Raw genomic sequence first — 13,771 nt, 5'->3', positions numbered from 1 at the left:
TCAGTCGCGCCAGGAGTGCTGCGGGTCGTACCCGAGCACCCGTCGTGCCTTGTCGATCGACAGCAGCGTGTCGTTCTTCCCCAGCTCGCGCGTCACGGGGACGTCGGGGAAGACCTCGGCGACGAGTTCGTCGTTCGGGCGTGACATGACGGTATCCGCCGCCGCGATGATGAACCGATCGAAGCCTGTGGTGTCGAGCTCGAGGGCGCGCTCAACCGCCTGGGCACCGTCCCGTCCGTCGATGTAGCCCCACAGGTTCCACTTCCGCAGCGACGCGTCAGAGTCAAAGTCAGGGAACTCCGCGTAATCCTCGGGATTCATCACGTTCGAGAACCGGAGCGCAATGATCTTGAGGTCGGGGTTCCACCGCACGAGCTCGATCGCCATCTGCTCTTCGAGGTGCTTGACCAGCGAGTAAGTGCTCTCCGGCCGTGCCGCGTACTCCTCATCGATGGGAATGTACGGCGGGGGCGTTTCAAACGGCAGGCCGAGAACCGTCTCGCTCGACGCGTAGACGATGTTGCGGATGCCGGCGCGAATAGCACCACTCATCACGTTGTAACTCGCGAGGATGTTGTTGGAGAACGTCGCCACGTTGCTCGCCAACCCGGCGGCCGGGATCGCGGCGAGGTGAACGACAGCATCGAATCCCGAGTGCCTGTCGTCGACACCGAGCAGTGCGTCGAGGGTCTGACCGTAGTCGGTGAGGTCGACGCGCACGAATCCGGGCCCACGCTCCCCCGTCATGTCGAGGTTGATGACGACGTGCCCCGCGGCGCGCAGTTCGCGGACGACGGTGCGTCCCAGTTTTCCGGATCCACCGGTAACAGCAATTCTCATGGGCCCATTCTGTTGCAGTTGGGGCATCGGGGGTATGGGTGGCGCTCGGGCGTGGTTGAGTGTAAGCATGCAACTCGTCCTTTACACCTCGTCGTTCTGCACCCCGTGCGCCCGCGCCCGAGAGGTGCTCGCCGAAGCCGAACGCGTCGTGCCCAAAGCCAGGGTGGTCGAGCGTGACGTCGCCATCGAGAATGCGAAGGCGGCGGATGACGGCATCCGCCTCACCCCGACGGTTCTCGTCCTCGACGACACGGGCAAGGAAGTCTTCCGCGCGACGGGGGTTCCCACGCTCAACCAGGTGCTCCGGGCCGCAGCCAAGGCGCTCTGACGCTCCGGACCGGGTGTTCGGGCTGAGTCAGCCGGCCGGACCCGCGCGGTCCAGAAACCGACCGCCCCGATAAGGCGCGCCGACAGGGTGCCGGTGGCGGGAGCATCCGCCCGGCCGAGGCACAATAGAGTGTGACTTCCAGCCATCTTGACCGCCTCGTTGCCGATTCATCGGACCGGGTGGCCTGGCTCAGGGCTCGCTCTCGCGGCATCACCGCGACGGATGTGGCCCGGCTCTCGAGCGCGAAGTCGATCGACGCCGTCGCCACCGAGAAGCTCGGCGGCGGTCCCGGCTTCTCCGGGAACGCCTACACCGACCACGGTCGGGCGCGCGAACCTGAGATTGCTCGCTGGGTGGCCGCGACCCACGGCATTTCGCCGTCATCGGCGCTCTTCCACGCGGAGATCGAGAAGCGCCACCTCGCGACCCCTGACGGCCTCGCCGTATCAACGTCGGGTGCGCTTGTGCTCGCCGAGATCAAGACAACGACCAAGCCGTGGTCGAGCGTTCCCCGCAACTACCTGCGTCAGATCTGGTGGCAGCAGTACGTGCTCGGGGCAGAGCGAACCCTCGTGGTCTGGGAACAGCACGCGAACTTCGTGCCGGTCGGCGAGGAACCGATGTGCCGCTGGATCGACCGCGACGAGAAGCAGATCAACCAGCTGGTCGGACTCGCCAACAACCTCATCGACGAGTTGCACCGCCGAACCACGCGGGTGTCGCGGTACCTCGTGCACGACGACCCGTACGACATCCCCTGATCCCCGGTCCGTCGCGGCCCTCCCTGTTCGCGACCGCTGCACTTCCATGCCCGCGCTGCAGATGTTTATGTAGCGCAGGCATGGATCCGTAGCGCTCGCGGGACGATTGTTTGCTGGGTGGGAACTCGGCCGTAACACCACTGACTCATTGTGGGCGTTAGCTGTAAACAGAGCAACAACGACAGGGGACAGAGATGCGTGAGGGTGTGGGGATTGCGTGGCAGACTCGGGGCATGACTGGATCATCTGATGCGTCCCCGGCGGGAGCATCAGCCCCGCCCGCGATTCCCGAAACCATGCGCGCGGCGGTCATCGATGCCACCGGCGACGCGAGTGCACTGCACGAGGCCACTGTCCCGGTCCCGTCCGCGTACAACTCCGAGTTCATCGTGCAGGTCGTGGCCGCCGGCATCAACCCCATCGACGCGAAGACGCGGGCCGGACGCGGCGTCTCTGCGGGCATCCCGAGCTTTCCCGCCGTGCTCGGCTTCGATTTCAGCGGTGTCGTCGTGAAGTCACCGTATGAGGCGCACCCGTTCGCTCCTGGCACCGAGGTGTACGGCATGACCATGGTTCCGCGCACGTCGGGCAGCTACGCGCAATTCGTCGCCGTGTCGAGCCTGTCCGTCGCGAAGAAACCAGCGGCGCTCTCGCACGTGGAAGCCGCCGGTGTGCCGCTGGCCGCGCTGACCGCCTGGGGGATGGTCGTCGAGGTCGCCAAGGCTCACCAGGGCCAGCGCATCCTCATTCACGCAGCGAGCGGCGGCGTCGGGCACTTCGCCCTGCAGTTCGCCAAGTATTTCGGTGCGCACGTCATAGCGACAGGATCGAGCCGCAACCAGGAATGGCTGAGAGAGCTTGGCGCCGATGAGGTCATCGACCACGGGACGACCCGATTCGAGGATGCCGTCAGCAAGGTCGACGTCGTCATCGACCTGATCGGAAATGTCAGCGACAACACGGGCTCGCGCTCTCTCGGTGTGCTGCGCGATGGCGGTCTCATCGTCAATGCGCCGACGGGCAGCTGGCCGACCTTTCTCGCCGAGGCCGCTGCCGCGGGAATGCGCGCGACGACGTTCAAGGTCGCGCCGGACGGCGACAGCCTTTCGACCATCTCCCGCCTGCTCGAGTCGGGGGATGTTCGCGTGTTCGTCGACCAGGTATTCGATCTCGGCAACGCCGCCGAGGCGCACGAGGCACTCGAGTCCGGGCATACCCGCGGCAAGATCGTGCTCACGATTCCCGCACACTGACGGCTGCGCCACACAAGCGCCGCGTCCGGGCGTCAGCTCGCTCGTTCCGAGAGCGCCTGCCCGAGTTCGCTCCGGAAGTAGAGAACGCTGTGTCCGTGCCTCGTCGACGTCACGAGCCCGGTGTCCGCGAGTACACGCAGGTGCTGGTTGACCGCCGAGGTGGAGATGCCAAACCTGATCCCGAGCTCGGTCGATGACGCCGGCGAGCCCAGCGCCCTGAGCAGCGCCGTGCGCCGGGAGCCGATGAGGCTGACGAGAGCGCCCTCCGGTGCCAGAGTCTCTGGCTCCCACATCGCGCCCTGACCGCGCGCGGGGTACATGACAAGCGGGGCCTGCCCGGCCTCGACCGGCGCCGACGCCCGCCGGGTGAACATCGTCGGGACGAGGGTGAGACCGAGGCCACCCGTGTACTCGGTCCGGCTCTCCGGTGCGGCAAGGGCGATCGACACCACTCCGTTCTCATAGGTCACCGCCGATGAGACACCGTTGAGCATGACGGCGAGCCCGTCCAGCGCCACGACACGGCCCCTGTGCACGATGTCGGACTCCAGGATCGCCCGCATCCGGGGCCAGTGCGGGCGGAAGCACGCGTCCCAGTAGTCCCGGAGGGCGCTCACCATCCGCCGGATGGCCCGGTCAGGCGGCCCGGCAAACACCGGAGGCAACTCAGGGTGCACCGAGAGCACCCCGCGCAAAAAATCGGCGGCCGGGAGCGCCTCGAGCCGGGCGAGTTCGTTCTCGATTCGTGTGAGGGGCGAGTCCGGCCGCGGGTTGAGGAAGTCAGGTGTCCACAACCGGTCGTTGACCAGCGCCGCGAGCACCTCGGTGTCGAGGGAGCGCCTCGCGTCTTCTGTTCGAATGACCCACGGCAGCTGCAGCGGGTAGCGCCCGGGATCCCGGATCGACCGCAGCGAGAGACCGAGCTCACACAGCGGCGAGATTCCGAACCGCACGCCACCGAGATCGGACTCGCTGAGTTCGTACCGCAACATGTAGCCATACGCTACATCACTAACGGATGCCGTTCCGCGCGTGGGAGAAAGGAACGTGAGCGCACCACCACCGAGCAACGCCCCCTCCCTCCCCGACACCACACCGATCCCGGCAGACGGCATCCGTCGTCGTGATGGCAGATGGTTCGCTTCGATCACGCGGGATCCCGTTCTGAGTCGGCTTGTGCTCGCCACCCTCGTTTCGACTCTGGGCCGTGGCGTGTTTCTCACGCTCACCGTCCTGTACTTCACCCTCATCGTGGAGCTGCCCGCGATCGAGGTCGCCCTGCTTCTCACGATCTCGAGCGCCATCGGAGTGGGAACGTCTTATCTCGGCGGCCACCTCGCCGACCGGTTCAGCGCCAGGCGCCTCGCCGTCTGGCTGGTGCTCATCGAAGCCGTTGCGCTCGCGTGCTATCCACTGGCGACCTCGTTCCCCGTGGCACTCGCCGTCGCGTGTGTCGTCACGGCAACCGCGAGTGCCGCGCACTCCACTCGCGGCGCGATCATCGCCCGCGCCTTCACCGGGCAGGGCAGGGTGGGCGCCCGCGCCGTGCTCCGCACCGTCACGAACATCGGCATCTCGCTCGGCAGCGCCGCCGGCGGAATCGCACTGCTGCTCGCCACCCCGACGGCCTACCGAAGCGTGATGGTGATCGCCGCGGTCCTGACGGGAGCGAGCGCGTTCGTGCTCGCTCGCCTGCCAAAATCCGTCGACGCCCCGCAGCACGACCCGACGAGCGACGTGCCCCGCCCGGTGCGGGGGCGCTCACCGTTCCGAAATCCGACCTACCTCGCGCTCACTGTGCTCTCCGGCGTGTTTGGCATGCAGTTCGGTGTTGCCGAGGTTGGCCTGCCGCTGTGGATCGTCCACGACACCCGGGCACCAAGTGCTGTGTACTCGCTCCTGCTCATCCTCAACACGGTCCTCGTGATCGCATTCCAGGTGCGGCTCTCCCGTGGCACCCACGATGTCGCGCACGCCGGAAAGATCTCGGTGCTCGCCGGCATCCTCATGGTTGTCGCCTGCGGTCTCTACGCCGGGTCCGCTGACGTCGCCATCGGCGTCGCCATCGCCCTCCTCGTGCTCGCCATGGTCGTGCACTCCTTCGCCGAGATCCTCTCGAGCGCCAGCAACTGGGGGCTGAGCTTCGAACTCGCGGACCAGTCGCGCGCCGGTGCCTACCAGGGGGTCTTCGCCATGGGCTATTCGCTCGGCGCCATGGCCGCACCGCTCGTCATCAGCGCGACCGTGCTCACTCACGGCACGATGGGCTGGCTGGTTCTCGGTGCCGTCTTCCTGCTGTCAGCACTGGGGATCAACCTGCTCGCCCGACACCACCTCACGACGGCCCTGCCAGTGCCCGCTCCATGACGAAGTCGCTGTGCACCTCGGGGCCAAGCGAGAACTTCTTCTCGCCAACGATGGCGAACCCGCTCTTCTCGTAGAACCGGATCGCCCTGGCGTTGAGCTGGTTGACCCCGAGCCAGATGCCCGCTGCACCCCGCTCGCGCGCTGCGTCGAGCGTCGCCGTCATCAGCGCCGCCGCCACACCCCTGCCGTGAACCCCCGGCAATGCGTACGCCTTGCTGAGTTCGATGGTCGGCCTGATCGTCACCGCAGCGGCGACGTCGGCGTCCGTCGGTTCGCCGCCGATGAGCATCATGTATCCCACCGGGCCACTGTCGTCCTCGGCCAGCAGGATGCCACGGTTGCCGTCGTCGAGGTACCGATCGAAGCTCCGCTCCGTCAGATTGCCGGCGATGTACTCGGCAATCGCCTCCGGCGCGCTGCCGGGAGGGCAGGCGAGCGGAAACGTGACGGCAGCGAGCTCCCCCAGCCCAGCGGCATCCGTCGGTCCGGCACGTCGAACAGTCAGGGTCATCCCGCTATTTTATGGAGCACCGGATGCCGTCTGGCACGCAAAAAGGACCCCGCCGAAGCGAGGTCCTTTTTGTGTGTTCCGAGGAACTAGATGGAGTTGATGTCCATCGGGATGCCAGGACCGAAGGTGGTCGAGACGGTTCCCTTGAGGATGTAACGGCCCTTCGAGGAGGACGGCTTGAGGCGGTTGACCTCTTCGAGAGCGGTCGAGATGTTCTCGAACAGCTGCTCGGGCGAGAACGATGCCTTGCCGACGACGAAGTGGACGTTGGAGTGCTTGTCAACGCGGAATTCGATCTTTCCGCCCTTGATGTCGTTGACGGCCTTGGCCACATCGGGGGTGACGGTTCCGGTCTTCGGGTTCGGCATGAGGCCGCGGGGTCCGAGGACCTTTCCGAGACGACCGACCTTGCCCATGAGTTCCGGGGTCGAAACCGCGGAGTCGAAGTTGGTGTAACCAGCGGCCACCTTTTCGATGAGCTCGTCGCCACCGACCTCGTCAGCACCGGCAGCGATTGCTGCTTCTGCTGCAGGGCCCGTTGCGAACACGATGACGCGGGCGGTCTTACCGGTGCCGTGAGGAAGAATCACGGTACCGCGGACCATCTGGTCTGCCTTGCGGGGGTCGACACCGAGCTTGAGGGCAACCTCAACCGTTGAATCGAACTTGGCTGAACCGGTTTCCTTGGCAAGGTTAACTGCCTCGGCTGCGGTGTAGACCTTGTCAGTGCCGATTTTCTCGGCGGCGGCCCGGTAGGCCTTTGACTTCTGTGCCATGTGAATTTCTCCAATTCGAGAATGTGGTCATTTGCGCCTGGCCGGCGCTGCCACGAATGTTGTGTCGTGAGTCGGCATCAGACGGTGTCTGGCCGACTCGGGTGGGATCCGCCGCCTGTGATGACGGCTGGGTGTCCCGAGGTGTTACTACGCTTCGACGGTGATTCCCATGGAGCGAGCGGTTCCGGCGATGATCTTCGACGCAGCGTCAATGTCGTTTGCGTTGAGGTCGGCCATCTTCTGCTCAGCGATCGAGCGGACCTGCTCCTTGGTGAGCTTCGCAACCTTGACGGTGTGCGGGGTTCCTGAACCCTTTGCAACGCCGGCAGCCTTCTTGATGAGCTCTGCAGCGGGCGGGGTCTTCAGGATGAATGTGAACGAGCGGTCCTCGTACACGGTGATCTCGACCGGGATGACGTTTCCACGCTGGGACTCTGTCTGGGCGTTGTATGCCTTGCAGAATTCCATGATGTTCACGCCGTGCTGACCCAGTGCCGGGCCGATTGGCGGGGCGGGGTTGGCGGCGCCAGCCTTGATCTGAAGCTTAATCAGACCAGTGACCTTCTTCTTCGGAGCCATGTTTCTTCCTTCTTATTGGGTTTCGAGCACCGTCCGTGTGACGGGCGCTCTCCCGCTGGCCCGGTTGGGCCGCGGTGGTTGAGAAAACTTCTAAAGCTTGGTGACCTGGTCGAAGCTGAGCTCGACCGGGGTCTCGCGCTCGAACAGCGATACGAGCACGATGAGCTTGCCGCTCTCCGGCTTGATCTCGCTGATCGAACCGGGAAGGCCAGCGAACGAGCCTTCCTTGATCGTGATGGTCTCGCCGATTTCGAAGTCGACCTCGGCGGGAATCGAGCGAGCCGTCTGGCCGCCCTTCGCTCCGGTGGCCTTCGACTGTGCGGCTTCCTTGACCTCGACGAGGCTCTTCAACATGTTGAAGGCCTCTTCGAAGCGCAGCGGCGTCGGGTTGTGGGCGTTGCCCACGAATCCGGTGACGCCGGGCGTGTGGCGAACCACAGACCAGGAGTCTTCGTTGAGGTCCATGCGAACGAGCACGTATCCGGGGATGCGCACACGGGTGACCATCTTGCGCTGGCCGTTCTTGATCTCGACGACATCTTCCATCGGAACTTCGACCTGGTAGATGTAGTCGGCGACGTCGAGCGATCCCTTGCGCTGCTCGATGTTCGCCTTGACCTTGCGCTCGAACCCGGCGTAGGAGTGAATGACGAACCATTTGCCCGGCAGGCTCCGCAGTTCCTTGCGGAATGCGTCGTAGGGGTCGGCGTCTTCTGCGTCGGCCTCGTCGCCAGCGGCGGCAGCCTCGACGACATCGGCAACGCCGGCATCCGGCTCCTCGCCGTTGTACGGCGCGACCTCTGGCTCGAATTCTGCTTCTTCTTCGCGCTCGACCTCGATGGAATCTGCGAGAGCGAGAGCAGCGGCTTCAGCCTCTGCAGCCTCGTCGATCTCGAGAGCGTCATCGACGATCGCATCGGCTTCGGGATCTACGGCTTCGGCGAGAGCCTCGACCTCCTCCTCGACGTCAACGATGACATCCGCGGTGTCTTCGATGTGCAGCGCTTCGTGCTCGGCGGGGTTGACAGCCTTCTCTTCGGCCGCGAGCACGTTGCCCTCCTGGGCTTCGTCGTCCTCACTGGACTGCTCAGCGGCAGTCGACCAGTCGACGTCGTCTAGATTTCTCTCCGACACTTAAATCTCTTTCCTTTGGCTCTCGTTTGGCCGGTGCACGGCCACGTTGCGCTGTATGAGGTTCGGATGAACGGATGTCAGCGGCTAGGCCGCCGGAGTACCGAACGTGAAGATCACGACCCAGCTGAACACCTGATCCAGGCCCCAGACAAGCGCCATCATGATCACGACGAACACGAGCACAACACCGGTGTAGCTGAGCAGCTCCTTGCGGGTCGGTGTGACGACCTTCTTGAGCTCAGCGACAACCTGCTTCAGAAACAGGATGATCCCGGCGAAGGGTCCACGCTTTGCGGCACGGTCCTTCTTCGCTGCTGCGACGATTTCCTCGCTCGGTTCGTCGATAACTTTTCGGGCCACCTGGTTACACCTTTCATGTGCCGGGGTGTTAACACCGACGCGCAGGGCGGACAGGACTTGAACCTGCAACCTGCGGTTTTGGAGACCGCTGCTCTACCAATTGAGCCACCGCCCTATGACCGGATACCCGGTCGGGAAGCAAAAACCTGATTCACGATTCTGACCCGCAATCCCCTTCTTACGGCGGTTGCCGAAAAAAGATGAAAATAGGCGCAAAAAAGCTTGGCAGATTTCAACTACCTCCCCAAGTGTACAGGGCGAAATGCTCTCCGCAAACACGAGCACGCAGAGCACGGCAACCTGACGGGTGTTTACAATCACGACCTCGGCGCGTATGGTTCCTATAGGATATTGGAAGCCGTGATGGCGACCCTGAATGCAATGGAGCACAATGTCGACTGAGAAACCCAAGTACACGGCTGAGACCTGGCCCATCGCCACCTGTCTCCACGCTTTCCCGCCGGTCGATAAGCAAGGCCTCGCCATGCACGACGCCCCGGCCGAGGTGTGGGACGACATGTTCGCACAGGTGACCGACGTCGGATTCACCCTGGCCGAACTGGCTGACAGCCACGTGCGCCCCGCAGACCTTGAACCATCAAGGCGCGACGAGTTCCTGTCCATCGCGAAATCGCACGGAGTCGGCATCCCCTCGGTGCACCTCCAGCGCCAGAGCGTCATCATGCCGGGCTCTGAAGAGAAGAACCTCGCGTACGCGCACCGCACCATCGACGCGGCAGCCGAATGGGGCATGGAGGTCTTCTCGACCGGCCTGCACCAGCCGTTCAGCGACGCGCAGAAGAAGGCGCTCTGGTTCTGGACAGCGGAGGGTCCGAAGGACCCTGACGACCGCGACGTCTGGGACACCGCCGTCAAGCGCATCCGTGAGCTCGGCGAGCACGCGGCATCCGTTGGTCTTCCGCTCTCCCTTGAGATGTACGAGGACACCTACGTCGGCACCGCGGACAGCGCCGTTCGGTTCGTCGAAGATGTGGGCCTCGACAACGTCGGCATCAACCCCGACGTTGCAAACCTCATCCGCCTGCACCGGCCCGTCGAGGACTGGCGCGAGCTCTTCGCGAAGACGCTCCCCTATGCCAACTATTGGCACGTCAAGAACTACACGCGTGACGAAGCGGCGGACGGAAGCTGGTTCACCTCGGTTCCGTCGACCATGGAAGCGGGTCTCATCAATTACCGCCAGGTATTCCGGGATGCCATGGCGCTCGGCTACAACGGGATCATCCTCGCCGAGCACTACGGCGGAGACAGCCTCGGCATGTGTGCCACCAACCAGAAGTACATCCGCTCACTTCTTCCGAAGGCCTAGGAGAGAATCATGACCAATCGCATCATCGCCGTCGTCGGCTCCGGATACATGGGTGGGGGAATCGCTCAGGTTCTCGCCCTGTCTGGTGCCCAGGTCCGCATCGCGGATATCTCCGAGGAGATCGCCGTCAAGAACTACGATCGCCTCATCGAGGAGGCCGCGCAGTTCGTCGCTGACGGGCTGTTCCCCGCCGACGCCGTGGAACGCATCCGCGCCAACGTCTCGCCAGCCGCGTCGATCGAGGAGGCCGTCGCTGACGCCGACTTCATCGAGGAAGCGGTGCCGGAGAAGATCGAGATCAAGCACGCGACGCTCAAGCGCATCAGTGATGCAGCGCGTCCTGACGCGATCATCGGCTCGAACACCTCAACGATCCTGATCGGGTCGCTCGCTGAGGCCGTGACCAACCCGGCCCGGTTCCTCGGCGTTCACTTCTCGAACCCGGCCCCGTTCATCCCTGGCGTTGAACTCATCCCCCACGAGGGAACCGACCCTGCCGCGATCGAGGTCGTCGAAGAAATCGTGAAGGCGACCGGCAAGGAGACGGCGCGGGTCAAGGACGCGACGGGCTTCGTGCTCAACCGCCTGCAGTACGCACTGTTCCACGAGGCGACCCAGCTCGTCGAAGAGGGCGTTGCAACCCCCGAAGACATCGACACGATCGTGCGGACCACGTTCGGCTTCCGCCTTCCGGTCTTCGGACCGTTCGCGATCGCCGACATGGCCGGCCTCGACGTCTACTCGTTCTGCTACGCCTCCCTGCAGACCCGCTGGCCCGAGCGCTTCGCGACTCCGGACTCGCTCAAGGAGCTCGTCGATGCGGGCAAGTTCGGCACCAAGACCGGCGCAGGCTACCTCGACGTACCCGCGGAACGCACTGCGGAGCTGATCGCCTACCGCAACAAGGCATACGTCGCCATCAAGAAGCTGATGGATGAGCTCGGCCCTGCCCCCATTCACCCCTCGAACTGACACGATCGGACCGGACATGGCAACACAGTTTCCCGAATCGCGCGCGGTCATCCTCACCGGTGCCGCGTCACCGCGTGGCATCGGCCGCGCATCAGCCCACTATCTGGCCGAGCAGGGCTGGAATATCGGCATCATTGACCTCGACGCGGATGCCGCGGCATCCGTTGCAGCGGAGATTGCGGAACAGCATGGTGTCGTCGCCGCTGGCGCCGGTGCGAATGTTGCCGACGACGCGCAGGTCCGTGCCGCTTTCGACTCGCTCGAGGCTGCGCTGCCCCAGGTCGTCGCGCTCGTGAACCTCGCCGGCGTATCCTCACCGGTGCCGTATCTCGAGGTGACGAACGAGGAGTGGAACCGGGTCCTGGGCATCAACCTGAACGGCGTCCACTTCGCCACACGGCGCGCCGTCGAGTCCATGGTGAAGAACGGCGTCGGCCGGGTCGTCAACCTCTCGTCGGTCTCGGCCCAGCGCGGCGGAGGCACCTTCAGCAAGACGGCGTACTCCGCGGCGAAGGCCGGCGTCATCGGGTTCTCTCGCAGTGTCGCTCGCGAGCTCGGCAAGGACGGGATCACGGTCAACGTCATCTCCCCCGGCCCCATCGACACCGACATCATGGGCGGAACACTCACGGACGAACGCAAGGAAGCCATGGCATCCGACGGCGTTCTCCCGCGCATCGGCACGCCGCGCGACATTGCCGCCGCCATCTCCTACCTCATCAGCGAGGACGCCGGATACGTGACGGGTCAGACCCTGAACGTTGACGGCGGCCTCTACATGCACTGAGGCCGGGATCATGACGGGAGCAACAGGACCCTGGTCCAAAGGCCGCATCCTTTTCCTCGCCCTCGGGATCATTCTCGTTGGAGTGGGAATCTGGTTGCTCGCACCGAGCATCTTCGGCTGAGCACTCCACCGCCCCCGCGTGCCGCGCGCGGGCTACATCGAATAGACCTCAAAGGAGAGCAGTTTGTCCGCGCTAAACCCCACTGCCGGCATTGATCCCAATGCCCACAGCCCGGCGCTCAAGTCGGCGATTTCAAAGGCGGCTCGGCACCTCATGCCGATGCTCGTCATCCTCTACTTCGTTGCGTTCCTCGACCGCACGAACATCGGCTTCGCCGAAGATGCCCTGTCGATGGACCGCGGGATTTCCCAGGGAGCGTTCGCGCTCGGTGCGGGAATCTTCTTCATCGGCTACGCGATCTTCGAGATCCCGAGCAACTTGCTGCTGAAGAAGTTCGGAGCGCGGTTCTGGCTTGCCCGGATCGCGATCACGTGGGGCATCGTCGCCGCGGCGTTCGCCTTCACCACGAACGACACAATGTTCATCATCCTGCGGTTCCTCCTCGGTGTCACCGAGGCCGGGCTGTTCCCCGGTGTCATCATGTTCCTCGCGGAGTGGTTCCCGAACAAGGTCCGCGTGCAGATGTTCGCTATCTTCTACCTGGCACAGCCGTTCTCCCAGATGCTCGGGGCACCGCTCAGCGGCGGCCTGATCAGCTTCGGTGACACCCTGACGCCGTGGCACGGCTGGCAGGTGATGTTCTTCGTCGAGGGCATGTTGGCGGTTGTCGCCGGTATTGCCGCGCTCTTCTTCCTTGTGAATAGTCCGCAAAAGGCGAAGTTCCTCAACCAGGAGGAGAAGGATGCCTTAACCGAGGTCATGGCGAAGGAAGACGCTGTACGCACCGAAGACGGCCCCTCCGGCATCTGGCGCGCGATGTCGAACTGGAAGGTCTGGTACTTCACCCTTATTTACTTCTGCCTCCAGATCGCGGTTTACGGCACCACGTTCTACCTCCCGCAGCAGGTCTCCGGACTGATCGGTCAGGATGTCGGTTGGCAGGTTGGTCTTGTCTCGGCTATCCCGTGGCTGGTCGGTCTGTTCGCCTGCTACCTCGTGGGCAAGAACGCGTCGACCATCAGGTTCCGTCGCAATTGGGGCACGCTGTTCTACATCTTCACCGGTCTCTCGATCTTCGGCTCTGCCTGGGCTGGCGCGAACAACCTGCCGGTCGTTGGCATCCTGTTCATCACACTTGCGGTCGCCAGCTTCCTCTCGGTTGGTCCGATCACCTGGTCGTACCCGACGGCGTTCCTCACCGGAACGGCGGCGGCCGCCGGAATCGGCCTGATCAACTCGCTGGGTAACCTCGGTGGATTCGTCGCACCCATTATGCGTACGAGCTTCAACGAGACCGCACCCACCGAGAGTGGAATCTGGGGCATCGTCTCGCTCGGTGTGTTCGCGTTCCTCGCGGCCGCGATGATGTACTGCACCCGGTTCTTCAAGGCGCGTGCTGATGCGCTCCTCGAAGAGGCTCCTCCGGGACACTAGCTGTCACGGTGAACCGGGTCGGGTCCTCAAGGACCCGGCCCGGTTTTCGTTGGGTGGGTGGTCGCTCGAGTCGCCGCTCGAGCCGGTGCCGCGGCGCCGGGAGGAAATACCGGGGGTCCACCGCCGGTAGCGGCGCCGACCCCCTGATCCGCCGCCCGAAACAACACCCCTTGCTGCGAATCGCTCGCCCCCGCCGCCGGCTGGCCGCGAGCCGCCGC

General features: G+C 64.3%; 15 protein-coding genes and 1 tRNA gene. 8 read left to right on the top strand and 8 right to left on the bottom strand.

Translation table 11 applies throughout. From position 1 onward, the window contains the following. Positions 1 to 840 carry an NAD-dependent epimerase/dehydratase family protein gene (locus AC1X6S_RS08135; RefSeq protein ID WP_483405251.1) on the bottom strand — a complete coding sequence of 280 codons (840 nt, stop codon included), beginning with the start codon at positions 838 to 840 and terminating at the stop codon, positions 1 to 3. Between the two features lie 67 nt (positions 841 to 907). On the opposite strand from AC1X6S_RS08135, the gene AC1X6S_RS08130 reads away from it, so the two are divergent. The 3 genes from AC1X6S_RS08130 (at position 908) to AC1X6S_RS08120 (ending at position 3,182) form a co-directional block, all read left to right on the top strand. Next, entirely contained in the window at positions 908 to 1,168 is a 261-nt protein-coding gene (locus AC1X6S_RS08130; protein WP_483405250.1) for a thioredoxin family protein, read from the top strand. Between the two features lie 131 nt (positions 1,169 to 1,299). Continuing rightward, on the top strand, positions 1,300 to 1,929 hold the full coding sequence (locus tag AC1X6S_RS08125) for a YqaJ viral recombinase family protein (RefSeq protein WP_108390146.1): 630 nt from the start codon (positions 1,300 to 1,302) through the stop codon (positions 1,927 to 1,929). 233 nt (positions 1,930 to 2,162) lie between these two features. Further along, the gene (locus tag AC1X6S_RS08120; RefSeq protein WP_483405249.1) at positions 2,163 to 3,182 is read left to right on the top strand and encodes an NADP-dependent oxidoreductase; all 1,020 of its coding nucleotides are present in this window, start codon (positions 2,163 to 2,165) and stop codon (positions 3,180 to 3,182) included. A 32-nt stretch (positions 3,183 to 3,214) separates the two neighbouring features. Here the strand turns inward: AC1X6S_RS08120 and AC1X6S_RS08115 are convergent, their stop codons facing one another. Next, positions 3,215 to 4,174: an ArsR/SmtB family transcription factor gene (locus AC1X6S_RS08115; protein ID WP_483405248.1), complete on the bottom strand. Its 960-nt coding sequence runs from the start codon at positions 4,172 to 4,174 to the stop codon at positions 3,215 to 3,217. Between the two features lie 55 nt (positions 4,175 to 4,229). Here AC1X6S_RS08115 and AC1X6S_RS08110 point away from each other — a divergent pair, with 55 nt between their 5' ends. Continuing rightward, complete coding sequence (locus tag AC1X6S_RS08110) at positions 4,230 to 5,549, top strand: MFS transporter (protein WP_483405247.1); 1,320 nt, start codon at positions 4,230 to 4,232, stop codon at positions 5,547 to 5,549. Here the strand turns inward: AC1X6S_RS08110 and AC1X6S_RS08105 are convergent. The 6 genes from AC1X6S_RS08105 to AC1X6S_RS08080 form a co-directional block, all read right to left on the bottom strand. Beyond that, positions 5,518 to 6,060 carry a GNAT family N-acetyltransferase gene (locus AC1X6S_RS08105; RefSeq protein WP_483405246.1) on the bottom strand — a complete coding sequence of 181 codons (543 nt, stop codon included), beginning with the start codon at positions 6,058 to 6,060 and terminating at the stop codon, positions 5,518 to 5,520. The genes AC1X6S_RS08110 and AC1X6S_RS08105 overlap by 32 nt on opposite strands. Positions 6,061 to 6,146: 86 nt before the next feature. After that, positions 6,147 to 6,836 (bottom strand): 50S ribosomal protein L1, encoded by a 690-nt coding sequence (rplA, locus tag AC1X6S_RS08100; RefSeq protein ID WP_108390141.1) that lies wholly within the window; start codon positions 6,834 to 6,836, stop codon positions 6,147 to 6,149. 147 nt (positions 6,837 to 6,983) lie between these two features. Further along, positions 6,984 to 7,415, bottom strand: coding sequence for a 50S ribosomal protein L11 (gene rplK, locus AC1X6S_RS08095; protein ID WP_108390140.1), 432 nt, complete (start codon positions 7,413 to 7,415; stop codon positions 6,984 to 6,986). Positions 7,416 to 7,505: 90 nt separating this feature from the next. Further along, positions 7,506 to 8,549, bottom strand: coding sequence for a transcription termination/antitermination protein NusG (gene nusG, locus AC1X6S_RS08090; protein WP_483405245.1), 1,044 nt, complete (start codon positions 8,547 to 8,549; stop codon positions 7,506 to 7,508). Between the two features lie 84 nt (positions 8,550 to 8,633). Continuing rightward, complete coding sequence (secE, locus tag AC1X6S_RS08085) at positions 8,634 to 8,909, bottom strand: preprotein translocase subunit SecE (RefSeq protein ID WP_108390138.1); 276 nt, start codon at positions 8,907 to 8,909, stop codon at positions 8,634 to 8,636. Positions 8,910 to 8,951: 42 nt separating this feature from the next. Beyond that, a tRNA-Trp gene (locus AC1X6S_RS08080) sits at positions 8,952 to 9,024 on the bottom strand. Between the two features lie 276 nt (positions 9,025 to 9,300). Between AC1X6S_RS08080 and AC1X6S_RS08075 the strand changes: the two genes are divergently transcribed. The 4 genes from AC1X6S_RS08075 (at position 9,301) to AC1X6S_RS08060 (ending at position 13,553) form a co-directional block, all read left to right on the top strand. Continuing rightward, positions 9,301 to 10,239: a sugar phosphate isomerase/epimerase family protein gene (locus AC1X6S_RS08075; protein WP_483405244.1), complete on the top strand. Its 939-nt coding sequence runs from the start codon at positions 9,301 to 9,303 to the stop codon at positions 10,237 to 10,239. Between the two features lie 9 nt (positions 10,240 to 10,248). After that, positions 10,249 to 11,211, top strand: a complete 963-nt coding sequence (locus AC1X6S_RS08070) for a 3-hydroxyacyl-CoA dehydrogenase family protein (protein ID WP_483405243.1) — start codon at positions 10,249 to 10,251, stop codon at positions 11,209 to 11,211. A gap of 16 nt (positions 11,212 to 11,227) precedes the next feature. Continuing rightward, positions 11,228 to 11,998 carry an SDR family NAD(P)-dependent oxidoreductase gene (locus tag AC1X6S_RS08065; RefSeq protein WP_483405242.1) on the top strand — a complete coding sequence of 257 codons (771 nt, stop codon included), beginning with the start codon at positions 11,228 to 11,230 and terminating at the stop codon, positions 11,996 to 11,998. A 184-nt stretch (positions 11,999 to 12,182) separates the two neighbouring features. Then, positions 12,183 to 13,553, top strand: a complete 1,371-nt coding sequence (locus AC1X6S_RS08060) for an MFS transporter (RefSeq protein ID WP_483405241.1) — start codon at positions 12,183 to 12,185, stop codon at positions 13,551 to 13,553. The last annotated feature ends 218 nt before the right edge of the window (positions 13,554 to 13,771 follow it).

This window comes from Mycetocola sp. Y442 (assembly GCF_056898615.1).
This window is presented reverse-complemented; position numbering and strand designations above follow the sequence as displayed.

Coding starts and splice junctions, on each gene's coding strand:
- AC1X6S_RS08120 (WP_483405249.1), top strand. CDS start 2,163: ATGACTGGATCATCTGATGCGTCCCCGGCGGGAGCATCAGCCCCGCCC.
- rplK (WP_108390140.1), bottom strand. CDS start 7,415: ATGGCTCCGAAGAAGAAGGTCACTGGTCTGATTAAGCTTCAGATCAAG.
- AC1X6S_RS08075 (WP_483405244.1), top strand. CDS start 9,301: ATGTCGACTGAGAAACCCAAGTACACGGCTGAGACCTGGCCCATCGCC.
- AC1X6S_RS08105 (WP_483405246.1), bottom strand. CDS start 6,060: ATGACCCTGACTGTTCGACGTGCCGGACCGACGGATGCCGCTGGGCTG.
- AC1X6S_RS08070 (WP_483405243.1), top strand. CDS start 10,249: ATGACCAATCGCATCATCGCCGTCGTCGGCTCCGGATACATGGGTGGG.
- AC1X6S_RS08135 (WP_483405251.1), bottom strand. CDS start 840: ATGAGAATTGCTGTTACCGGTGGATCCGGAAAACTGGGACGCACCGTC.
- AC1X6S_RS08065 (WP_483405242.1), top strand. CDS start 11,228: ATGGCAACACAGTTTCCCGAATCGCGCGCGGTCATCCTCACCGGTGCC.
- rplA (WP_108390141.1), bottom strand. CDS start 6,836: ATGGCACAGAAGTCAAAGGCCTACCGGGCCGCCGCCGAGAAAATCGGC.
- AC1X6S_RS08130 (WP_483405250.1), top strand. CDS start 908: ATGCAACTCGTCCTTTACACCTCGTCGTTCTGCACCCCGTGCGCCCGC.
- AC1X6S_RS08115 (WP_483405248.1), bottom strand. CDS start 4,174: ATGTTGCGGTACGAACTCAGCGAGTCCGATCTCGGTGGCGTGCGGTTC.